Genomic DNA, 21,683 nt, shown 5'->3' on the forward strand with positions numbered 1-21,683 from the left:
GCGGATAGGGGCTACGACAGTCAGCCACTGCGTGAGACCCTCCGAGACATGGGAATACGTCCACTTGTGAAACACCGCATCTTCGCTCCGTACGACCACGCGCACAACGCACGAATCGAGGACGATCTCTACAATCAGCGCTCAATGACGGAGACTGTGAACTCCTCGGTCAAGCGCTCGTACGGCTCCGCCGTCCGAGCGCGTGAATGGTACCGTGAGTTCCGTGAAGTCGTTCTTATGTGTCTCGTCTACAACATCAAACAGTATGTGACTCGCTGATTCCAACGCCATCTGGCGATTCAATAGAGCCAATCATTCACATACCTATGGAACGTACGAAGGTGTTGAAGTCATGGGATATGCTGACTCGATTGAATCTGCTTTGTCAGAATCTACCCTATTCGTACACTCTGCTCGCTTAGATGCTTATGCTGTGGCTCCACTAGAAGCAATGTATGGTGGGATTCCTAGTGTCGTTACAAATAAGACAGGATGTCGTGACGCAATTTCACGTGTTGATAACAATTTAGTCGCTAACGAGATAACGCCTGATAAAATCGCCTCGACGATCTGCTGGTTTCTTGAGTTACCTAGGGAAAGAAAATCACAACTGAGTGAACGGTCGAAGCAGGTGGCAAGACAGTACACTGAAGAAGTTCGTAAAAAGGAGTTCAAGCAGTCAATTCTGGATATCATATAGAACAAGTTGGTAGGTGCTGTCTATTTGGTGAGGTTGAGAAAGCAAGGAGTCCTTGGTAGCGAGTGTCCATGTCACTCCATGAACTCCTCAGCGAAAGCTTAGACACAGAATCTAATGATGTTTGAGAACGCGAACGGACGGCGACGTCCACCAGGACGTTCGCCGCCCGCCTGCATTGGGCGGGGTTGTCGCTTCGAGAAACAGCTGCAATCTCAGTCCTGTTGGGCGTAGATCGTTAAGATCAGGTGATCTGGCAGTGGACGGATCGTCTCGCCGACAGTGGATCAAGCCCGCCGACGGCATCGTCGTCGCAGGTCGCTTTTGACGAAACCGCTGTCCGAATTAATGGCAACCAGTCTTGGCTGTATGCTGCAATGGACCTTGATTCCATGCTAATTCTCGATGTCGCGTTGTTTGGATCGCATGGCACCGATCCGGCAGCTGCGTTTCTGCATCGACTCCCCAAGAAACACGATCTCCCCGAGGCTGGGTTTCTCGTCGATGCATACGGTTATCTGACTGCCCTCTCTCGATGAGGATTGGGCGGTCATCTCTACTATACCGATCGGAATCACGTCGCAAAGTGGTTCCACACTCTCAAAATGCGGATTAACCGCTTCCATGACTCGCGGGTGGGCATGTCAGTCCAGCGCACGAGGTGGCTAGAAAAGTTCGTGCATTACTACAACCATCAGAGGCCGCATCAAACTCTCGACCGCAAAGCGCCAGCTGAAGAAGTGCTGAACTAAACAATGGATATCAAGACAGTATATATTGGCTCAAAAATAGTTCGGTTCAAACCATTTGCGCAAGAGATATCAATTGTCAAATCAACTCTTTGGTATGGACAAGCGAAAACTTCTACGTGAGATATATGCCACGTATCTGCTATTCTGGTTACTGATTACTTCACGTTGGCCTATTGGTACGAACGTTTTTGAGAGAGAGTGGGATGTACTCATAGTTTTGGATGCGTGTAGAGTTGATGCTCTAAGACAGGTACAAAGTGAGTATGATTTTTTGTATAATATTGAAGAGGTGTGGTCAATTGGGAGTACATCTAAGGAGTGGATTGAACAGACATTTACTAAACGAAACGAAAATATCACAAGAAATACTGCGTATATCACTGGTAATCCATTCTCGAACACACTTATCGGAGAGCGTGGGAGATTAGAGTATGGTGCTACTCACAACACATGGATTGAGAAGGTTGGTTGGGCAGATAAATTAATCAAAAACAGGCTTGTTGACCCCGAAAATATTGGACACATTGAACCACTCTGGGGAGACCCTGAAGAACATAATCGATTCGAATCTCAAAAGCCTCCCTCAATTACAAATCATACTATACAAGCAGCTAGGGGTGGTGAGTACGATCGTATAATAGCGCACTATATGCAACCGCATTCACCGTACTATTCTACAACGACGGAGTACGAAAACCTAGAGGAATACGAACTCCATCCATTCAAAGCCCTGAGAGGAGAAAAGTATCAAAATGAAAAAGTCTGGGATGCGTATATTGACAATCTACGATATGCTTTAGATAGTATCGAGAAATTATTAGATAATATAGATGGGAAAGTTGTAATAACTGCAGATCACGGGGAACTATTGGGCGATCAAGGGATGTATTATCATATGCCAGGGAACCCGCATCCGAAGCTTAAAAAAGTACCTTGGGTTCAAATAGAATCGACGGACAACCGGAGTATCGATCCAGATGTCTCCCTAAGCGGAAGAGAAAGTGCTCAAGATATCTCTGAGGACCAGTTAGAAGCGCTCGGTTATTTATAGGACTGATTGATTTAGTATAGAACATACCAAATAGCAAAAGTTGGCTCCATAGTTTAGCAACGCCAATACGTCGTAACTGCGTCATTGCCGTAGGAAGAGAAAAGACGGAGTATTATGATTTGGAATTCTGTCTCCTCGCCCGTCTTGCGGTGGCTAAGGTTAAATCAGTTATCGCTAATCCGGGCGAATCCGCCGACTCGTGGGGTGGCAGGTTCGCCGAGTGGGCGATGCTCACGCCCCATGCACTACGCATCAAGCTGGGCAAATCCTACCGCTTCCAGGTGTTGAAATCTACAACGCTCTTATATGTCAGGACGCTAAACATCACCGACACCCACTCCACAGTGAGTAAGAAACATGGATGAGAAGATTGGCCTGCCGATCACCCGGCCCGATGCCGGCGGCCTGCGAAGCCTCTCCATCGACCGGGCTACGATACAAAAGCCTATCGCGACGAACTCCACGAAAACGGCATCAGACTGCTAATCGAGAACAGGAACATGAATTTGCTCGGCTCATAGTACCCGCATGGACGTGGTTGGTACAACCGTCGCTCGATGAACGAAACCTCCCTCTCGTCAATCAAGTGCCCGCTCGGCGCTGCCGTGCGTGCGAGAAGCTGGTGGCTCGTGTTCCGTGAAGTGCAGCTCAAAGCACCCATCTACCTCCGGTGGAGCGACCGATATACGTGAACTCAACCGTCGTGTGTCGAAACTACAGAGCCCAAAAATCAATTATACTGAGCTTGAGTATTCGAAGATTACTGACCACGTTCCATCTGTATCACGTGTAACCAATGCAGCATTGCCAGTTCCTACAGGATCCCAATTAGCTCCATCTGCGATTACCATTCCAGCGTCAACTGGATAAGGAGGTTCAGTAGTGTGTATCTTTGGTAAGAATTGGGTTGAGGGTGAGTCTCTTCTCCCTCCGACTCTATGGGTTCCACTTCTAAATGGGTCAGAATGATTAACTAGGTGGGGTAGATGCCCTGTTGATTTGACCTTATGTTGACTAATAACATATATCCGTGCAGGAGCGTCGTTTTCAAATTTTATATTAGAATGTGGACTTATGAACGTGATATTCTCTGACTGGCTTCCAACCTTGATTTTTGACCAGCCCGCGTCTGGCCCGCTATCAAGCGGATTAAATCCAGTTCCTGTAAAAACTCCGTTAATCAACCCGGGACCGTCACCTTCAAATCCAAGTCGGATATTATATTCTTTAGTACTTTCCATCGACATTGGTCCAAAAAATATTCTTCCAGCACTGAATATCATCAGATCGCAAAGTGTTCCTGTTGAATTTTCTCCACCACTATTTGAAATTGTTACTCCTCCGGTAACGGTACCTGCACCACCCGATAAATACATAGCCTCTCGTGCATCTGGAGATTTACTTGAATATGAACCGCCTATAATACCAAATGTTGCCCCATTTAGTATAAGTGCAGCACGAGAGACATTTTTCCCATCCGGAAGGATATTAACATCTGCACCAATGTCCGATTTATTGTTACAAGTAACGTGTCGAAGTTGATTACGTGGTCCGAGCATAATTATTGGTCCGGCATTAAACAGGCAGTCATAGATCTCCCATAATGAAGCCCCGACATCTCCTTCGTATCTTGTATCAATTACTGGTCCGCTCCCACTCCCCCCCTCAACTCTTATATTCTTTATGGTGATATCGCGACGACTTCCATCAACAGTAAAAACCGGAGCTCCATCTTGAGGGTCTATAATTCTCTGCCATCTTCGTCCCCATCCTCGAATTATCATTCCATCACGGGAAACAACAATATTATTTTCAGTTATTTCCTCACCCAACAAAATATCATCAAAACCAGCGTCTATAGCAGACTGCATTGAGTCGAAAGCGGTCGATTGAGAAGGTGCTACAACTGCAGTACCCGACTTTTCGGCATCAAGTAGTACTCTGGAAGCAAATTCCTCTGATTCGATTTTATCCAATTTCCGATCCGCCAACACCCACGCATCACCGTTCCCATAGTACACCGCCCCAGAATCCGTCGCTTCGTACTTGGCACCCTCTTTTGGATCGTAGTCACCCTTGTTTGCCTCAGTATCCCGAATCTCGACATCGGCGTCGATTTTGGCGAAGTTCTCGTTCAGGTCAAGGTGCCAGTCCGTTTTCCCTTCCTCGGGTCGGTTGTACCCGTGATTCGGCGTATCAGTCATTGTACACCCCCTCTGTCTACGTTCCACTCCGTAGCAAGACATCCACCACTATCGATCCAGCTCACGGCAGTCCCATCTTCCTCGACTATCACCGATACACGCCGCTCCGGGGTTCGTTCAGAGGTAACCCGACCGCGAAATTTGCACATACTCACAGCCACGCAGGAACACTAATAAATACCAAGGCCGTTTCGTATGCCAAATCATGCCACAATAAATTCGAAATGAATAGATCTGGAGGCCCCAAGATAGTACTGTACCCTCCTATTTGGTATCCATCGAAACGACGTAACTTGACGTGCCTTTGAAGTGTTTTATAGTCCTGGGACCAGATACCTGACGTATGCGGGCCACCACCCGGTTCTGGACCGCGGCCGCGTCAGCGGGACTGATTCTCTCGTTCGGTGTCGTTCTCGCCAGTTTGCCGATCGTTCTGGCAGGCGTCGTCGCGGGAGTGTGGCTCCTAGTCCACCAGATCGGGTTCGTCCAGAACGTGGGTACCGTGACGACCGGCGACTTCACCACAGAGACTGTCCGCGATCAAGTTGCTGTCGACGAACCAGTACTGGTTCGTCTACGTGTGACGCTTCCGAGCGCGCTCCCGTTCGACCTCACAGTGGTACCCGAACTCCCACTGGGCGTGGATGGCCCACAGTCAGCCCGCTCACTCACCCTCCCGGCCGGTGAGCAGACGGCCGAAACGACCTTCGAGGTATCGAGTTCTGTCGCCGGTGAGGCATCGGTCGGCCCAGCCATCGCGACGGGCAAAGACCCGGGTGGCTTCTTCACAGCAACCGTACGCGGCACTGACACGGCGACCATCAAGATCCGCCCGCGAACACCCACCAATCTTCACGTCGGCGAAGGCGGCGACCCCGTTACCTCACTATACGGCGAACACCGTTCAGACACGGCAGGTGCGGGACTCGAACCCTATGAAGTCCGGGAGTATGCACCCGGCGACCAGCTCTCGCGGATGGATTGGAAGGCAACGGCCAGGCTCAACCATCCCCATATTCGTGAATTCGAACTGACGACCTCTCACGAAACGCTGCTGGTTGTCGACCATCGAACATCAATGAGCGCGGGTCGGGAGGGTGAAACCGAACTCGATTACCTCCGGGAAGTCGCACTGGCTTTCGTCGACATCGCCGATAGATTCGACGACCCACTGGGACTTTACACAGTCGGCAACGAAGGAGTGACCACTACCCGCGATCCGGCAGCCGGCGTCGAACAGTATGGCCCTGTCCGACAGATCGTTCGTGGCCTCTCGCCCGTCTCAGACTCGTTCGGGAGCAGAGATCTGCACGACGGAGCAGCCGTCTCTAGGGGGGCACGCTCTGCAGACCTGAGTGGAGATGACTCCCCACTGGCGAAGACGCTCCGTCCATACTTCGAGGGGAGCGACGGGTACGTTCGCCGACTGCGCGACCAGCCGCTGTTCCAGACTGTCCAGCTTGCCCGTCGCCAACTCGGAAGTGGGGCCTGGACAGTTATTCTCACTGACGACAGTAATCCAACCGAACTCCGGGAGTCGGTCAGGTTCGCTCGCCAGAACAGCGGTCAAGTTCTCGTATTTCTTGCTTCTTCAGTACTGTACGAAGGAGGAGAACTGGCGGATGTCCAGGATGCGTACGAGCAATATGTGTCATTTGAGGAGTTTAGACAGTCGTTGGCAAGTCTGGACCGTGTGTCGGCCTTCGAGGTGGCCCCTAGCGACCGTCTGGCAGCTGTCGTCGGTCGCCATGCTGGAGAGGGTAGTTTGCCCGAACGGGGGCGAACAACCGCGGGTAGGTCCCGTCCACGGTCGAGGAGTGGCAATTGGCAGGACAGCGATCGGCCCGATGTTTTGGAGGACTATCCTGAGTCGATCGAGGGGTATCGCTCCACAAGCGACGACAGCAAACGGGGGCAAACAGATGAGTGATCGGCTTCCATCGGTGATTTCCAGTGGTGACGTTCCTTATACAGCGGTTGACCGCGTCGAGGAGCGCTCACAGCGGCTCCCCAGCCTGCTTGCGCTTGGACTCGTCGTTGCGGGCCTGTTCCTCCAGGGAGACCTCATCGGGGCTACCGTCGGAATAGCGCTTGTCGTTGTCTGGGTACGTCTGCGGATTGAGTTCGTATTCGCCACAGGGGTTTTCGCGTTTACTAGCCTCGGCGGCACTCCTGAACCAGTGCCGGTCGTTTTGACGATAGCGGGACTAATAGGACTTCTCGCAGTCGAGCTCGCTATCGATTGGAAGTCGGTGCAACTCGTCGTCCTTTTTGGAGTGCTACTGGCTCTCATCATGGTGGCGAGCTTCATTGATTTGGACTATCTATCGGTTGGACTGAACATCGAAATCGGCCTCCATTGGATAGGAGTCATGGCCATCACAGGTTTCGCGCTCACTGCTTACGCGCTCCATCGATACCAGAACGCTTTCCGCAAATACGCGGATCCATACACTCATTCTCCTGAAATAGATGATTTCTCATCATCGGTCAAGCACCGGTCAGATGATACTGGAAAGGTGACCGAGACACCACGGGGAACCGAAGCGAAAAAAAGAACCGACACAGTTCACGAAGAGACGACCATCTCAAATCGACCAAGTGAGGATAATCGAAAGGATGGTGCTGAGTAAGATGGTACACTGAATGAAACGAATCGAGGGAAATACACGATGAGTTCGTCTGACGAAAGTAACATCGACACTGATGCCGACAATCAACAGAGTGTCAAGGGTGGAGAGGATGGCGACCCAACCGAAGGCAAGAAAAGCTATAATCATACACCGGCCGGGGCCGACCCCGAGGAGTTGACTGCCCTTGTTGAGGAACTTCGCTCGGAGAATGAACGACTCCGTGAGGAGTACGTAAGCTCCCAGCGAAACGAGTACCGGCGCACGGCCATCGCGCTCGTAATCCTCGGGACAATGGGTGTGGCTGGTGGATTCGTTTTCACAGTCGCGAGACAGGTGTTGTTCGTGCTTGGTGGGGTAGGGCTATTCGGAGGGGTTCTCACATGGTATCTTACTCCGGAACGTCTCGTCAGCATTAGCATTGGGGAGTCGGTGTATGAATCCACAGCCGAAACCGGACAGCGACTCCAGGCAGAACTCGATCTCCAAGAAACCGCGGTTTACGTTCCCATAACCGGGTTAACAGGAAAATCCGTCCGCTTGTTCATTCCACAGTCGTCTGATTATCAAATACCAGACATTGAAGCACTGGAATCGCTGTTCGTGCTTCCGGAGTCATCCGATGAACGAGGCGTCTCGCTCCGCCCCACGGCAGCAGGGCTCGTTCAGGAATTCGAGCGGTCCGTTTCGGGGGAAATTGCCAAAGAACCGAGACCATTGGCGACCCAGCTCGGGGACGCGCTGGTCAAACAGTTCGAACTCGTTGATGACATCGACACGCGCGTCGATACCGAAACACAACAGATTATCGTGGAAGTTAGTAACAGCATCTACGACGACCTCGACAGATTCGATCATCCGGTCGCATCGTTTCTCGGTGCTGGCTTCGCGACCGGACTCGGCAGACCTGTCTCCGTCGACACCGAACACGACGAGGATTACACACTCGTCACCTGTGGGTGGCAGGAAGCCCCAACAAACCAAAGGTAATTAGAGTCAATTATCATAGATTATCTGATTGTCCAGTCCCAGAGGTGTAGCTCACAATAAAAAAAGTCGCCGCGATTATTCCACCATCTTTCAAGCTACAGACGATCAGCCGGACGAGCAGTGCAATTCAACTGTAGTGAAGGATGGTAAAATACCGATGGATACCTAGAGTATCGTATTCACTCTCCACCCTGTTGAGCGATTGAAATTGCACAACCGAACGCTCGTTACTGCTCACTCGTGTTGGAGCCACCTCCCCTCAGCGATGTTCAGGGGATCGGTGCTTGACCTATCGAGTTGCCGCGAGCCTGGGATTCTGGTTCGGATACGTTTACCCACAGACGAAGTGTCCGGTAAGCGTTCGTAGTCGTTGGAGTCGATGGTGGGTTTCCTTTATAAAGCAAGTACGTCAACCGGAGTCGGTCCCCAGTCATCGAGGGCGTTATTTGGTGTGGCCTTTGCCACGTCTCGTTATGAGCGAGCCCCGTTGAGAATCGCCCGAGTCGTTCGGTCTCAAGGACCCTCGTCGAGTTGTTTTCAATCTGCACACGGTTGAGTTCACTCACGACTGTGTAGGTGACGGGCTCCTGCTCTTGGTTGCCGATTCCAAGAACCAACGTCCTGGAATTCCCAGCGACAAATTCCTGCGGATAGTTATCGGCTATGAGAGTCCCAGTCTCGTTTTCGGAGAGAACATAAAACTCGGTGAATGCATCGCCTTGATGCGGGTTTGTTAATGCTATGGTCGTAGCCCCCCCGGCAAGGAGAACAGCTGCGACCAGAAGGACTGAGAGTCCGGCGTCGACTCGTGTTTCGGGATTCATCGCTTCCGAAACACCGGCGAGCCACCCTCGATAAGGAACACGAAAGCGATCAGTAGGATCAAGAGCGCCCCGGCGTCGAGCGGCGATAACCGCGAAGAGAGCCGTCATTACGCTAATGAAGACCACTATCGAGGTTCGCCCAACCGTAATAGGTGAAACCGCCAAGAGCAGCCCAGTACCTGCAGCTACGGCGACACTTGACCCGAAAGATAGTACAATGCGTTCAAATCCTCCAAGTCCAGCATAGCTCTTTCTCTCAGTATCGAACTTGGCTTCTGACGTTTTGTGGTCCGCCCGCTTCACTGCTGAGGAATCCCGGCGTCGCCGCAGCGCATCCATTCGTCGCGCGCCAGACTCGGTCAGAGAACCTGAATCGCCTTTTGAACGTTCTTCGGTTTCCCCTTTCGCGCCGGGAACGACTGCTGCGGTGAGGGCCCATCCAGACATGAACAGTACGACAATGGGACTCACCACCACAGGAACCATTGTCGACTGAATAGAGGAAACGGTCACCGATATAGCCGAAGCTGTAGCACACGCGACTGCTACGACCAAGTCAGCGGGAAACCAGCGTAACACGGATGAATGACGTCCCAATCCCCTAGACTCGGTGTCAGCGCCCATCAGTCACCACCTATCGATGACACAACAAAAGTCGCCCGGTCTTGCAATACCCATAAAGTGTTAGTCCCGAGTTTAATATCTTAGAGTTCGTTACCATTTCATCGTGGTTTCCCACCTCTGCCTTGATCAGAGATCACACCCTGTGAGAGTATCCCCTTTGCAATGATTTTCTCTTTGAGATAGTATCAAAATATACTCTCACAGACGAAACAGCGTCTAGTACAAGACAGTATTTCACATATTACTATTTTCAGTTTCGGCAGTTTCGGACATCAATTGTGTGGCGTTTTCCGACCCAGAGATAGGACTGTTTTCGACAACTACCGTTGCATTATCGAGAGCCTCCTCGCCGCGTTTACTGGGACTTTTTTCTGGTGAGAAGGCCGCCTGCTCGTAGGTCGCGGTGAGTTGTTCGAGGGCACGGCGGCTGTCATCGTCAAGCGCATCACGGTAGCCGGCGAGCAGTTCCCAGTGGGTCAGTGTTGTATCTATGCCAAAGCGAGCGTCCAACTGCACTCTGGCTGCGCTGTAGGCGGCTATTACCGCCTCATCGACCCGTCCTGTCGAGAGCCATTGGCTAGCAGTATCAAGTAACTGCAGTCCGTCATCCGCCTGTTTCCACATTTCCCTATCCCAATCGGTTGGCAGGTCATTGTCCTCTTTGACCCCGGGCTTAGAGCTATCCGGGACGCTCTGGCCATTCGAGGAAACGCCCACGAGTTCTGCGATGTACCCAACAGGATTAATTAGGACTGGTCGACCGAATCCAAACGCGGTCCCTGCAGTAATAAATAAGATGAAGAGAATTGCGAGTGTTCCGAGTGCGAGAGTGACTGAATCGTACTGGCTAAACAAATCAAACAGTCCTATATCAAAAGGAGCGTTCACATCGGGTCCGATTCCGCCGCCGGAAACGGCAGGCACCGGCGCTTGTAATGTGACAGGTTCGAGGTTTCCGTCTGGTTGATCGTAGACAAGCCTTACCGAGGTACCTTCACTACGCGATATACCAGGTATCGAGATGTTGCCTGCAAAAGTTCCATCCGTGCCGGTACGGATATTCCCGAGCGACTCGCCATCTCGGCGAACCTGAATTCTTGCTTCCGGAACAGGCAGAGACCCAACCGACAACCTACCGGTCAGACGCGCCTTGTCTTCGTCCAATCTTAATGAACGGACCGTGATTTCTGGAGTTGATTCCTCAATGGAAATAGTCTCGGACACTGGAGCAGCAGCGAGTGCACGGTCTACTTGAGCAACCCTGGCCTCGATCGACACTGATCCATTGGGGACGGTTGCCGGTACCTGCCCAGCGACCACAACCCGTCCATTCTCGTCTGTTGGTGTCGGCTCCGCTAGTTGAACGCCCCCGATGGTCACGACAATCGGAACCCCGACAGGAAGTGCGCTCGTCCCATTAACCTGGAAGGTAACCGGAACCTGCAGTTGCTCACCAAACCGGAGGGACGAGGATGGCGTCTCGGCCCGGAGTGCTCCAGTGGCCTGTTGAACGATGAGATGTGTGTCTGCTTCGGTTCCAACGTACCTAGATACGTTTCTCGGGAGGTACTGCGCAGTGAGAGATATGTTTCCAGTCGGTGTAGTTGTCGGGCGGTAACTGACTGCGAACTCCCCTGTCGCATTCGTCGCAGTCCGAACCGTCCCGTTGGGAATGTTAATTACCACAGTTCTGTTTTCCAAGGGAGTTCCATTCTGCGTCTGAAGTCGACCTCGAAGAACAACTGGATTGTCAAATCCGACACGACGTTCGCTTGTGGTAAACTGGAATTCTACCTCCTCAAACTCGGCGGTCCGAATGTCGGCTATCGTTTCTGAGACGTTTTGGGTCGTACTCTGAATATTAGTACGTAACGGCAATACAGAGATGGTACTATTAGACGCGATGACCGAGTACTGCACCGCGAGTTCTTGACCCAATGGTCCGATGCGATTTCGTAGGATCGATAATTCACGAGCGAGTGTTCGGGAAAGCCTCTGATTGTTCTGTTGCCGTGCATCCCGATAAGCCCTGAGAGTTTCACGATACTCCGCAGATAATTGAATAAATCTTAACTGATTATCAGCTGTCGTGCTCAAAACACGAGTTACGTTGTCATCATCAGTGCCAGTCGTCTCAGCTGCAATGGTATCGTACCGCTCTGCTAGAGCCGGAAACACCTCCTGTACTGCTGTACACGAACCGGTACTCCCGGAATCAATCCTTCTGCCACATTCAACGAGTGTGCGTTCGATACGATCCGTAAGCCACTGGCGTAATCTAGACACATTTTGATCATCTGAAGGTTTGGGAGGCCACTCATGACGGACCTGGGGGATCGATGTCGAGTTGTTCTGGGAAACTTTTGATATCGTTGCGTGACTTGACCGCAGACTTCGCTGTTCCTGTTCCAGCTGTGAGTCCCCTCTAACCAGCCAATTAGCTGATGAAATAGCCACCTGATTGTTAGCGTCAGTGGTTAACACCGTCTGTCCGTCTTCTTGTCCAGATGCTTGTGGTGTCCCTGCAGCCGCTAAATTCGCCGACATCAAAATTGTGATCAAGCCGAACAATACTGTGATGGCCATTGCCCGTGAATTAAATCGACCAACGACACTACTCATTGTCCCCCTCCGCGACTACATTGATTCTTTCTCTTGGATTGTAGTGTTCCCACGGACTTCCTCTGACTATATTCACCACTAAATTTCGAGAAACCGATCTCCAATAGCTCGGCAATCGTCTTGAAATATCCGCAGACAGTCTTATAGATACAGGAGCAATTTTCACTTCTTCCTCCCCAACCATCATTATCAACGTCACTGTCCAATCAGTCAGGACTCTCTTCCCCATCTCCCTTGTTCTGCCACTGTCTTTCTTCAGCCGCAGCACTGCCTTCAGCATCCGTGACACCCTCTAATTCGGCGGTTGGTTCCGGCGCTGCCACAGTCTCGAGTACATTCCGGACGACGGTTTCGGGGGCAATACCACTCATTTCGGCATCAGTTGATAAGACGAGCCGATGGGCTAACACTCGTTCTGCGAGTCGCTTCGGGTCATCCGGAATTACGTATTCGCGACCGCGGATCGCTGCCCTTGCTTTGGATGCGCGAAGCAGTGAGATAGCTGCCCGTGGAGAGGCACCGTACGCGACCTTTGAACTCTCACGCGTTCCCTCAACAATGTCAAGGATATAATCCCGAATTGGGTCGGTCAAGTGGGTTGCCTGAACAGTTTCGCGAGCGGTCGTGATATCTGATGGAGCAACCACAGTCTCGATTTCTGAAGCTCCTATGTCTGGGTTTGCATGGAACTCATCGAGTAATTGGGCTTCAAGATCTCGATCAGGGATATCGACTCGGAGTTTAAGCAGGAACCGGTCTCGCTGTGCTTCTGGGAGGCCGAAAGTCCCCTCCATCTCTATCGGGTTTTGTGTCGCAATAACAATAAACGGCGATGGGAGTTCCTGAGTTTCTCCCTCGATAGTCACCTGTCGCTCTTCCATAGCTTCGAGCAACGCCGACTGTGTCTTTGGCGTCGCTCGGTTGATTTCGTCGGCAACAACAACATTCGAGAAAACGGGGCCTCGCTGTAGGTCAAAGTTACCACTCTGGGCACGGTAGATACGGCTTCCCGTAATGTCGGCAGGTAACAAATCTGGCGTCATTTGAACCCGGCGATACTCAAGTCCTAATGTCTGAGCGAACAGGTTGGCGATTGTCGTCTTCGCCACTCCCGGAACACCCTCTAGAAGGACGTGGCCCTCGGTAAATAGAGAAATCGTCAAACCCTCAAGTATATCGTTGTTCCCAACCAGCACTTGGCTGGTCTCTTCACAGATCGACTCAAATACTGTCTCAGGGTCAGTCATCGTTCTCGTCTTCTCGTCCGTCATTAATCTCTAACTGTTCCATGAGCCTATCGAGCCGGTCCCGATCCCAGCCGTTTCGCTGTGCAATTCCGTTCCGTACCCGTTTCCAAGACGATTTGGGAGTATTGTTGCTCCGGGATACATTTTCTCGGTTTTTCTTTCGAGACCCGATTACCACCAGCCGTGGGACGGCGAGTGCGACCACTCCGAGGAGTCCAATGCCGACGAGGGCCGCGATCGGATCATTGCGTTGGAGTTGGATCGTCGCTTCAACGAGCGGAGGGACATTGCCGCCGTTCGTGTAGTCGAACAGCACCGTCGAGTGTCCCTCCAACAGGGCCCGAGCGAATTCACGGTTCTGTTCGCGGTTAATCATAGCATTGATAAAAACACTTGGATCGGCCACAACAATGGCTTGGCCTGCGCCAATATCTTCTATTGTGGCAACCGGGTATTGTCGCATCGACTCTGTATCGTCAAGACTACCGTTTCGGTTTTCGTCCACGTACGCGAACGGTGAGGTTTCGATAAGGACACGCGACCCGTTGGGCCTAAGGACGGTTCCGTAGTTGAGTGTAATTTGATCGATACCCTCAGTTAGATTTGACTCGACTACCCCAGAAGCGACTGCCAGATTCGGCGTCCGATAAAATCTCCACTCATCCCTAACCGGTCGTCCATTCACACGTGTTCTAGCCCCGATCTGATCAAGAAGAGTATTTGAGTGGGGCCCGAAATCCTCGGCCACAACCAGTGTCCCGCCGTTTCGAACAAACTGTTCGATTTGTGCAGCCTCTGCAGCTGTGTACGCCTGATCCGGAGATAGGACAACTGCAATTGTTGCGTTAGGATCGACCTCGTCGTAGGCGGATATCCTCATTGCGACAAATTGTTCGGCTCCAACCTCGTCAACTTCGCCGCGCAGTTGGGTCGTGCCCTCCCACCCGGGATTGTACGAATCGAAAGCTGAGACCGAAACAGACGCCGACCAAATTCCCGTCACAGCGAGGGCAATGGCCAACCCAATCGCCAGTAGCCGTGGTAAGTTCGCCAGAAGCTTCACTTAGATTACCCCCTGAGGAAGGAGCCGAAATATCCGACGAATCACGATGTATCCCAGTCCAAGTAAACCAATCCCAATTATCCACCGCAACCGACGACGCCAATGTGGCGTGACTCGGAACGGAACTATCAGTTCGACCAGTACAAGAAGGCCGATAAGTGAGACAACAAAAAACAGCTCATACGTTAATGCATCAAAGATGGCAAGCCCAAGCGCCCCAGTGAGCATCCACGCCATATGAGCGTGGACGAATCGGCGGCGTCTTGTGACGGCCATATTATTTCATGTATTCGTGTCAATTTGAAACTGACGGAGTACTATTAGACATTACCAATGTAGTTGCATAGTAGCGATAGCATGGTCCATACTGAAATGTCCTTCATTGAATTTTTGACGCTCGTTTGTGTGAGGGAAGTCGTTGTGGACCAGTTAAGTGTGCGTCCAAAATGATGGCGTCGAAACGTCTTGTATGGACAAAGGGGCGGAGCTACTGTAAATCTCGCCAATACATATTAGTGAATATGAAAAATACTAACTTTATCATCTAGTTTCGCTACTACTTAGTCAACGCCACTTGATGAAATCAGGAATTTAGTGCGGCGAGTAATGCGGTGATCTGAGCATTTATATCCGAAGAGAAGAATGTTGAAGTAACTGATATGGGTGGGACCACGGAATTTACCGATTCGACTGAGGTCGTCGCCGTCGACAACTGCCTGTCGACAACGCTTGACGGCGAGTCGGTCATCTTGCACACTGGGGCTGGAAAGTACTACGGATTCAATGAGGTGGGGACGGATGTCTGGGAATCGCTTCAACAGCCGACGACTGTTCAAGACATCACAAACCATCTCGTCGAAGAGTACGAGGTAAGCTATAATCGCTGTTCTGAGGATGTTAAAGAATTGTTAAGTACACTTCTCGATAAGGATCTCATCCAAATCGTCGAAAAGTAGTATGCCAGATCTAAGAGCTTTTCTTTCACTACCGCTGGGTGACAAAGTGCGTCTCTCACTTTCGGTTTTCCTGTTGCTGTTCATCTGGGGTGGTGTTGTGGTTATGTCGTTCAATCGCTTCCGAAAGTTACTTTTGAAGATAGGAAAAGCAGGATCATCTGTCATTCCCGGATCGCCATCGCCAGGCCGAGTCGCACGGTCTGTTGATTTCGCTGATCGTTCCCTCCCAGGTGACCGGACCTGTCTCGTTCGGTCCTTGACCGCAGAGACGCTGCTCAGAATGTACGGGTACGTACCAAAACACCGAATCGGTGTCGACAAGAATGAGAAGGGTGCTGTTGAAGCCCATAGTTGGATCGAATACAACGGAGCGATACTCATCGGTGATCTCGAAGACCTTTCGCGATTCAAGCCGCTCCCGAGTTTGGATGAGGTGGGCCACCTGTGAGTGGCTTTATTTGTATAACCGACCGCGGAGGTCGTGGCGTTGCACGCGACGAAGTAACCACGATGCTTGACCGCATTTCGCATCGCGGTCCAGATGGAAGTGGTATGTGGTGTGATACCCACGTAGGATTGGGACACCAGCAGTTAGAGACGACACCAGAGTCGAAATTCGACGACCAACCCGTCCGTGATGAGGATCTGGTCATAACTGCCGATGCCCGTATCGACAATCGGGAAGAACTATTCAGGACACTACCCATCTCGACCTCACCGACTGAGACCCCCGATAGTCAGTTATTGTTAGCAGCATATCGCAGGTGGGGTAATCACTGCGTTGAGCATCTGGCTGGTTCATTTGCGTTCGTGATTTGGGATGGAAGTTCGGAGACTCTCTTCTGTGCACGGGATCAGTTCGGCGTCAAGCCCCTATACTATCATCTCGACGAAAATATGTTTGCCGCTGCTTCTGAAATAAAGGCACTTCTGACAATTCCTGATGTGCCTGGGAACCTCAACGAAACGAAAATCGGCGATTTTCTAGCAGGAATGTTTGATGACCTGGAAAACACTTACTACAAGACTATTCAACGAGTTCCGCCCGCCCACGCGATGCACATCGGTGCTGAAGGTCACGAGATATGGCAATACTGGGACCTCAATCCGACTCGAACTATAACACTGGAATCGGACGCAGCCTACGAGCGACGCTTTCGTGAACTGCTGGAACAAGCAGTCCAATGTCGATTGCGAAATGATGGGCAGATTGGTGCAGCCCTTAGTGGTGGTATAGACTCATCCTCGATTACGGTCGTCGCACGTGATCTTTTACCGACAGACAAGCCACTACATACCTTCTCGAACGTATTCGACGATGCACCGAGAAGCGATGAACGCGAGTACATCGAGACAGTTATCGATCGAGACGGAATAGAACCGCACTTCATATCTAAAAAAGTAGGGTCTCTGGTCGATTTGGATGACCTACAAGACTATTTTTGTATTCCCCCACATAACACGATGCACTTCACAAGATGGGAGCGGGCAAAACGTGCCGACGATGTCGGTGTCGATGTTTTACTGGGCGGCGCCCGTGGCGACAATACAATCGGTTACGGTCTTGGACTGTTACCGCAGCTGTTTCTCACTGGCCGCTGGCTACACCTGCGACGTGAGCTTCGATCCATGTGCAATATTCTGGATGCCTCCATGCGGGAAATGTTCGTCAGACATATTCTCACGGAGGTTACCCCTGATTCGGTGAACCGGTTCCGACGTCGTCTCAAGAGACAACCTGTATTACTGGAAAAGGCAAACCCAACGCTTGATTCTGACTTCGTCGATCGGTTTGGACTTGCCGATCGATACAAAGAGTTCAAGTCCAAGCCGTTGCGGCTCACAAACCGGGCCCGAAAAGACCAGCGACGATCCCTCTTGACTGGTGCTGGCGTTGCAACATTTGAGACCACTGACCTAATTCACGCAGCGTTTGGTGTAGAACCGCGGTACCCATTTACCGACACACGGTTGGTCGAATTTTCGCTCGCTATACCACCGACTCAGCAGTTTTTAGATGGATGGACACGCTCTATCGCGCGACGATCACTGGACAACCTACTACCTGATAAGGTACAGTGGCGTCCCTGGAAGACGGTAATGAACGCTGCGTTCCACAACGCCCTAGCTCGCGAAGACGAGCGGTTGCAGCAACTTTTTTCGAATCCGGGACCGCTAGAGAAGTATCTCGATATGGACGAGCTACGCGAACGTTATGATCAGTTCTATGAACATGGGGCTCCACAAGACGCAAATATTCTCTGGCGTGCTCTCTCGTTATGGGTTTGGCTCACCCATCGCCGTGCGGAGGATGATCCCTACTGCGTTTCAAGCCCCGAATCGTAATATTTTCCCAGAGAGGATAGTTTTTTATTGCAGTAATTACAATATTGTAACTGGAGATGGGAAAGGCCTACCAAGTTCCTGCAGTGACGGAACACGGATCAGTCGAAGCAATCACGCAAAGTAGTGAGAAGTGTAGTCCTGGTCATGACGATTTTGAGGATACTACCGGCTTGCAGGGTTCGATCCAGGAATGTGAACCGGGATAAACGGAACAAGACATAATAAAATATAAACCACATTAGTTATCGGTCGGTACTTCGGTAGTGATTATATTTTGGACAATCAGAAGCCAACCGTTAGTCGATTGTTTCTTCGCCTGAAATTATTGAATGAATATCATATTATATGATGTTCTGTTTACCAGAACTGTTAGCAGGTCTTCACATCTTCAGTGACCTGCTCAATAAGCTCCGGTATTCGTTCGAAATTCTTGGGTCGTTTTATACGTCGGATCTGTGCCGTCTCAACTATCTCTGAGCACTGCTGAAAGTGATCTCGTTCAGTTTGTGTATCGGCGAGTAATCCGTGTGCATAGGTTTGTGAGACAAGAGAAACGAACGCCTCCTGTCCAGTACATTGTTCTATGGTAAGCCCCTCGTCTTCCTGAAGTATGTAACAGCCAGCCAGCGGTGCTGGTGCTGGGGCATTACCGGTCGCGTGATAGCATTTGTTCGGCCCCCAGTCGTCCTCATATCTGACAGTATCTGTGATTCCTAAAGCTTCCGCAGCTTGCGGATCCAGCCGGAGTTGTGGGACTCCTGGTAAAACTACAGGTCCCTCATGGTCAAACCGAATACCGACAACGTCATCTTCGAACAAACCGTTACCTCCAGTATAAAAAGCAGCAGCAGTCGTCGATTTGCCGGCCCCGCGGTCACCAAGGAAGACCGCCCCTTTGCCGTCGACAGAGACGGCACTTGCATGGAGAACAAGTAACCCTCGTTGGTGACAGAGGACACCTAATATCTCGCTCTCAATGAGTCGGCGAGTGATCTTTTTTTCTATGATCCCATCATGATCTGGATCAAATAGAATTTGAGCACCGTTCTTGATAAGGAACGAACCGATTGAGTCGTACGATAGGCGGCAGATTCCTGGTTCAGCCTGAATTCGTCTTCGGCCGGTACCTCCTTCAGAGTCCGGCACGGGCTCAACCTCCGCGCTGCGAATCGCCACATCGATAGTCGCTGTTTCCGGTTCAACAGTCGGCAGTTCCGGAAGTTGGAACTCCGACTCAACGATTAGATCGTAAGTTGAGTAGTAATGCATTGTTCAGGTTGATCCGTTATCTCATCTCTTGTGACTGTGTTGCATAGAGATCTGCGTAGATCCCCTCACTCTCAAGTAACTCCTCGTGAGTGCCGACATCAGTTATCGACCCCTCAATAAGTGTGTAGATACGGTCAGCATCGCTAACTGTCGAGAGACGGTGGGCGATACTTATCATCATATACTGGTCTTCCATACCAGTAATATTCTCATGGACTCGCTGTTCAATGTTGGAGTCGAGATCGCTGGTTGCTTCGTCAAGAATAAGAATGTCGGCATCTTTTAGAAGTGCTCGCGCGATTGCCACTCGTTGTTTCTGGCCTCCGGACAATCGAACACCATCCTCGCCCAGATCAGTATCGTACCCATCAGGTAATTCGTCTATAAATTCAGACACCTGGGCAATCTCACAGACGCGTTCAATATCCCGTAGCGATGCATTACGGTTGCCGACTGTGATATTTTCTTTGAGTGTTTCGTCAAAGATATAGGGGTTCTGTCGAATCACAGCAAGACGGTCCCGCCACTGTTCGACATCAAATCGATCAATCGGAGTCCCATCGGCGGTAATACGACCAGAACCAGGTGATTGAAGACGCCCGACTAGCGAAACAATAGTCGATTTCCCAGCACCCGATTGGCCGACAAATGCAATATGTTTACCGCGCTCAACGGAGAAGCTAACAGATTGTAGTACCTGTTCACCCTGTCCATACGAGAACGAAACATCTTCGAATGTCAGAGTATCGACCGAGGTTACCGCCCTGGTACCATCCATTGCGGGATGCGACATTGATTCTAACTCCTGAATCCGATTTTGGACACGTACAATATGAGGAAGCGAACTGTTGAGTTGATATACGAGGCTGTTAAGTTGGGTCACTGTCGGCGAGAGACGATAGACAGCAAACAGGAAGACACCGATTTCTGCAAGAGAAAGCGAGGTGAACTGAATTCCAATATAAATGAGACCGAAGACAACAAGTGCGTTAGAAAGTTGGTTAAGGTTACTCAGCGCAGTTCGATTGCGACTGAGTTTGACGTTCGATTGGTAGAATTTATCTAATATTTTGTCCATACGATCAATCAGTTCCGGGCGAAGGTTGAACAAACGAACGTCCCGCATCCCCTGAATACTGGCCTGTGATATCGTCTGAAACTGGGTATTAGCATCAGCGACATCGTCACCGACACTATAGGCTGGTTCAAGAACGTACCGGACAAATAGTGAGCTCGCACTCAGAGCGACCAAAGCAATGAGTGTTAAAATTGGAGAGAGAACAGCAGCAATCACTAAATAAATGAGCCCACGTAGTGCATTCTCAAGAACACTTACCGTTCCAGAAATGATCGAACCCGTTCGTCGCGTTTCGGTAACGAGACTATTGAGAAGATCGTCTGATCCCTGTTGATCAATGTACTCAATTGGTGCATACGAGAGTGCCTCAAACAAACGTCGGCGCATTTCCCGTTGATACCCCGTAGTGAGTATCGCCCGTTGCCAGCCGACGACAAAACTCGTCACGTAACGGAATGTCATGACTACCGCAACACCTGCAACGAGATATTCGAGCGTGAACGGCACCCCGGCAAATCTATAGGCCTGAACAAACACTTGCAGGACCCCATCGGCTTCTGTCGGTGGTGTTGAAGATTGTGCAAATTCGATAATAGGGAGAATAAATCCGACACCGATACCTTCGAATAGAGCAGTAATTATACTCAGTCCAATGATGACACTCCCGAGGGCTGGCCGGAACGAGGCTGCGTCACGGAGTATTGCCAGCTTTTGATTGAACCCAACATCCGGTTCTTGCTGTTCCGTTCTCATTTTCCGTACCGTTTCTCTTTTTATATTTCAGCTGCAATGGTATAATTGACTTGATTCATATCGAATTTGCCTGAGTGAATTAATTACAATTCTAATCGATGGTGAAAGAATTCTTGGCAGACAATTCCCAGTCCAATTCAGATGGGGGTGTTGTTGGACACAAGCCAGTGAGACAGTCGTGGCTGTGTGCGGAGCAAAGTGAGTCCGAAGCGGAGGGTGGTGGGTCGTGGCCAGTCTATAGTAACCGTTAGAACTTTCTGCCCACAGTGTGTTGCAAGAGATAATGGATCATCTCGACGAGATCTCCGTCGAGGAACTGCAAGATGCCCTCGACAACGTAGACGAGAAGAAGCCGACACAGCGACTCTTAGCGGCTATTGCGTACAAGAACGGTGTTACGCAGAGCGAGCTAGCCGAGTGGTACGACGTTCAGCGGCGCACAATCTATAGCTGGCTCAAGCGACTCGACACTGACGAGTCGCTTGAGCAGGCTGTATCTGATGATAAGCGAACTGGGAGAAAACGAAAACTCCCAGAATCACAGCAAAAAGAATTCGAAGCAACTGTTCACGAACCA

General features: G+C 50.8%; 19 protein-coding genes and 2 pseudogenes. 13 read left to right on the plus strand and 8 right to left on the minus strand.

The window, feature by feature from the left end; translation table 11 throughout:
* The 5 genes and pseudogenes from BMX17_RS22685 to BMX17_RS22700 form a co-directional block, all read left to right on the plus strand.
* A partial coding sequence (locus BMX17_RS22685; protein WP_139203672.1) for a transposase occupies positions 1–279 on the plus strand: 279 nt, incomplete at its 5' end.
* Positions 280–289: 10 nt separating this feature from the next.
* Positions 290–700 carry a glycosyltransferase family 4 protein gene (locus BMX17_RS22690; protein ID WP_280141434.1) on the plus strand — a complete coding sequence of 137 codons (411 nt, stop codon included), beginning with the start codon at positions 290–292 and terminating at the stop codon, positions 698–700.
* Between the two features lie 68 nt (positions 701–768).
* Positions 769–1,449, plus strand: a pseudogene (locus BMX17_RS22695) (IS6 family transposase).
* 94 nt (positions 1,450–1,543) lie between these two features.
* On the plus strand, positions 1,544–2,500 hold the full coding sequence (locus tag BMX17_RS25520; protein WP_139203674.1) for an alkaline phosphatase family protein: 957 nt from the start codon (positions 1,544–1,546) through the stop codon (positions 2,498–2,500).
* Between the two features lie 83 nt (positions 2,501–2,583).
* Positions 2,584–3,192: pseudogene (locus BMX17_RS22700) on the plus strand (hypothetical protein).
* 42 nt (positions 3,193–3,234) lie between these two features.
* Here the strand turns inward: BMX17_RS22700 and BMX17_RS25525 are convergent.
* A complete protein-coding gene (locus tag BMX17_RS25525; protein ID WP_139203675.1) occupies positions 3,235–4,704 on the minus strand; it encodes a hypothetical protein in 1,470 nt (489 codons plus the stop codon).
* A gap of 502 nt (positions 4,705–5,206) precedes the next feature.
* Between BMX17_RS25525 and BMX17_RS22705 the strand changes: the two genes are divergently transcribed.
* The 3 genes from BMX17_RS22705 to BMX17_RS22715 are packed head-to-tail and all read left to right on the plus strand — an operon-like array spanning position 5,207 to position 8,324.
* A complete protein-coding gene (locus BMX17_RS22705) occupies positions 5,207–6,634 on the plus strand; it encodes a DUF58 domain-containing protein (RefSeq protein WP_170845529.1) in 1,428 nt (475 codons plus the stop codon).
* The gene (locus BMX17_RS22710; protein WP_139203676.1) at positions 6,627–7,337 is read left to right on the plus strand and encodes a hypothetical protein; all 711 of its coding nucleotides are present in this window, start codon (positions 6,627–6,629) and stop codon (positions 7,335–7,337) included. The genes BMX17_RS22705 and BMX17_RS22710 overlap by 8 nt, the downstream gene beginning before the upstream one ends.
* A 39-nt stretch (positions 7,338–7,376) precedes the next feature.
* Positions 7,377–8,324 carry a DUF7982 domain-containing protein gene (locus tag BMX17_RS22715; RefSeq protein ID WP_211611432.1) on the plus strand — a complete coding sequence of 316 codons (948 nt, stop codon included), beginning with the start codon at positions 7,377–7,379 and terminating at the stop codon, positions 8,322–8,324.
* A 269-nt stretch (positions 8,325–8,593) separates the two neighbouring features.
* Here BMX17_RS22715 and BMX17_RS22720 read toward each other — a convergent pair whose 3' ends face one another.
* The 5 genes from BMX17_RS22720 to BMX17_RS27125 form a co-directional block, all read right to left on the minus strand.
* Positions 8,594–9,772, minus strand: coding sequence for a DUF1616 domain-containing protein (locus BMX17_RS22720; RefSeq protein ID WP_092664349.1), 1,179 nt, complete (start codon positions 9,770–9,772; stop codon positions 8,594–8,596).
* A gap of 234 nt (positions 9,773–10,006) precedes the next feature.
* Positions 10,007–12,394, minus strand: coding sequence for a hypothetical protein (locus tag BMX17_RS25530; protein WP_139203677.1), 2,388 nt, complete (start codon positions 12,392–12,394; stop codon positions 10,007–10,009).
* 206 nt (positions 12,395–12,600) lie between these two features.
* Positions 12,601–13,641, minus strand: a complete 1,041-nt coding sequence (locus tag BMX17_RS22730) for an AAA family ATPase (RefSeq protein ID WP_092664354.1) — start codon at positions 13,639–13,641, stop codon at positions 12,601–12,603.
* Positions 13,634–14,704 (minus strand): DUF4350 domain-containing protein, encoded by a 1,071-nt coding sequence (locus BMX17_RS22735; RefSeq protein ID WP_092664356.1) that lies wholly within the window; start codon positions 14,702–14,704, stop codon positions 13,634–13,636. The genes BMX17_RS22730 and BMX17_RS22735 overlap by 8 nt, the downstream gene beginning before the upstream one ends.
* Positions 14,705–14,980: a DUF8044 family membrane protein gene (locus tag BMX17_RS27125; RefSeq protein ID WP_092664358.1), complete on the minus strand. Its 276-nt coding sequence runs from the start codon at positions 14,978–14,980 to the stop codon at positions 14,705–14,707.
* A 383-nt stretch (positions 14,981–15,363) separates the two neighbouring features.
* On the opposite strand from BMX17_RS27125, the gene BMX17_RS22745 reads away from it, so the two are divergent.
* The 4 genes from BMX17_RS22745 to BMX17_RS27630 are packed head-to-tail and all read left to right on the plus strand — an operon-like array spanning position 15,364 to position 18,212.
* Positions 15,364–15,660 carry a PqqD family protein gene (locus BMX17_RS22745; protein ID WP_092664361.1) on the plus strand — a complete coding sequence of 99 codons (297 nt, stop codon included), beginning with the start codon at positions 15,364–15,366 and terminating at the stop codon, positions 15,658–15,660.
* Position 15,661: 1 nt separating this feature from the next.
* The gene (locus BMX17_RS22750) at positions 15,662–16,108 is read left to right on the plus strand and encodes a lasso peptide biosynthesis B2 protein (RefSeq protein WP_092664363.1); all 447 of its coding nucleotides are present in this window, start codon (positions 15,662–15,664) and stop codon (positions 16,106–16,108) included.
* Complete coding sequence (gene asnB / locus BMX17_RS22755; protein WP_139203678.1) at positions 16,105–18,006, plus strand: asparagine synthase (glutamine-hydrolyzing); 1,902 nt, start codon at positions 16,105–16,107, stop codon at positions 18,004–18,006. Before BMX17_RS22750 ends, asnB begins: the two co-directional genes overlap by 4 nt.
* 56 nt (positions 18,007–18,062) lie before the next feature.
* Positions 18,063–18,212: a lasso RiPP family leader peptide-containing protein gene (locus BMX17_RS27630; RefSeq protein WP_139203679.1), complete on the plus strand. Its 150-nt coding sequence runs from the start codon at positions 18,063–18,065 to the stop codon at positions 18,210–18,212.
* Positions 18,213–18,375: 163 nt separating this feature from the next.
* On the opposite strand, the gene BMX17_RS22760 is transcribed toward BMX17_RS27630, so the two are convergent.
* Both BMX17_RS22760 and BMX17_RS22765 read right to left on the minus strand, forming a co-directional pair.
* Positions 18,376–19,275 carry a phosphoenolpyruvate carboxykinase (ATP) gene (locus BMX17_RS22760; RefSeq protein ID WP_092664367.1) on the minus strand — a complete coding sequence of 300 codons (900 nt, stop codon included), beginning with the start codon at positions 19,273–19,275 and terminating at the stop codon, positions 18,376–18,378.
* A 16-nt stretch (positions 19,276–19,291) separates the two neighbouring features.
* Positions 19,292–21,106: an ABC transporter ATP-binding protein gene (locus tag BMX17_RS22765; RefSeq protein ID WP_092664369.1), complete on the minus strand. Its 1,815-nt coding sequence runs from the start codon at positions 21,104–21,106 to the stop codon at positions 19,292–19,294.
* Positions 21,107–21,389: 283 nt separating this feature from the next.
* Between BMX17_RS22765 and BMX17_RS22770 the strand changes: the two genes are divergently transcribed.
* The coding region (locus BMX17_RS22770) for a helix-turn-helix domain-containing protein (RefSeq protein WP_139203680.1) at positions 21,390–21,683 on the plus strand (294 nt) is incomplete at its 3' end.

This window comes from Halorientalis persicus, assembly GCF_900110215.1.
Classification (GTDB): Archaea; Halobacteriota; Halobacteria; order Halobacteriales; family Haloarculaceae; genus Halorientalis; species Halorientalis persica.

Excerpts from the sequence above, each read along its gene's own strand:
- BMX17_RS25520 (WP_139203674.1), top strand. The coding sequence starts at position 1,544 with ATGGACAAGCGAAAACTTCTACGTGAGATATATGCCACGTATCTGCTA.
- BMX17_RS25525 (WP_139203675.1), bottom strand. The coding sequence starts at position 4,704 with ATGACTGATACGCCGAATCACGGGTACAACCGACCCGAGGAAGGGAAA.
- BMX17_RS22710 (WP_139203676.1), top strand. The coding sequence starts at position 6,627 with ATGAGTGATCGGCTTCCATCGGTGATTTCCAGTGGTGACGTTCCTTAT.
- BMX17_RS22715 (WP_211611432.1), top strand. The coding sequence starts at position 7,377 with ATGAGTTCGTCTGACGAAAGTAACATCGACACTGATGCCGACAATCAA.
- BMX17_RS22720 (WP_092664349.1), bottom strand. The coding sequence starts at position 9,772 with ATGGGCGCTGACACCGAGTCTAGGGGATTGGGACGTCATTCATCCGTG.
- BMX17_RS25530 (WP_139203677.1), bottom strand. The coding sequence starts at position 12,394 with ATGAGTAGTGTCGTTGGTCGATTTAATTCACGGGCAATGGCCATCACA.
- BMX17_RS22730 (WP_092664354.1), bottom strand. The coding sequence starts at position 13,641 with ATGACTGACCCTGAGACAGTATTTGAGTCGATCTGTGAAGAGACCAGC.
- BMX17_RS27125 (WP_092664358.1), bottom strand. The coding sequence starts at position 14,980 with ATGGCCGTCACAAGACGCCGCCGATTCGTCCACGCTCATATGGCGTGG.
- BMX17_RS22745 (WP_092664361.1), top strand. The coding sequence starts at position 15,364 with ATGGGTGGGACCACGGAATTTACCGATTCGACTGAGGTCGTCGCCGTC.
- BMX17_RS22750 (WP_092664363.1), top strand. The coding sequence starts at position 15,662 with ATGCCAGATCTAAGAGCTTTTCTTTCACTACCGCTGGGTGACAAAGTG.
- BMX17_RS27630 (WP_139203679.1), top strand. The coding sequence starts at position 18,063 with ATGGGAAAGGCCTACCAAGTTCCTGCAGTGACGGAACACGGATCAGTC.
- BMX17_RS22760 (WP_092664367.1), bottom strand. The coding sequence starts at position 19,275 with ATGCATTACTACTCAACTTACGATCTAATCGTTGAGTCGGAGTTCCAA.
- BMX17_RS22765 (WP_092664369.1), bottom strand. The coding sequence starts at position 21,106 with ATGAGAACGGAACAGCAAGAACCGGATGTTGGGTTCAATCAAAAGCTG.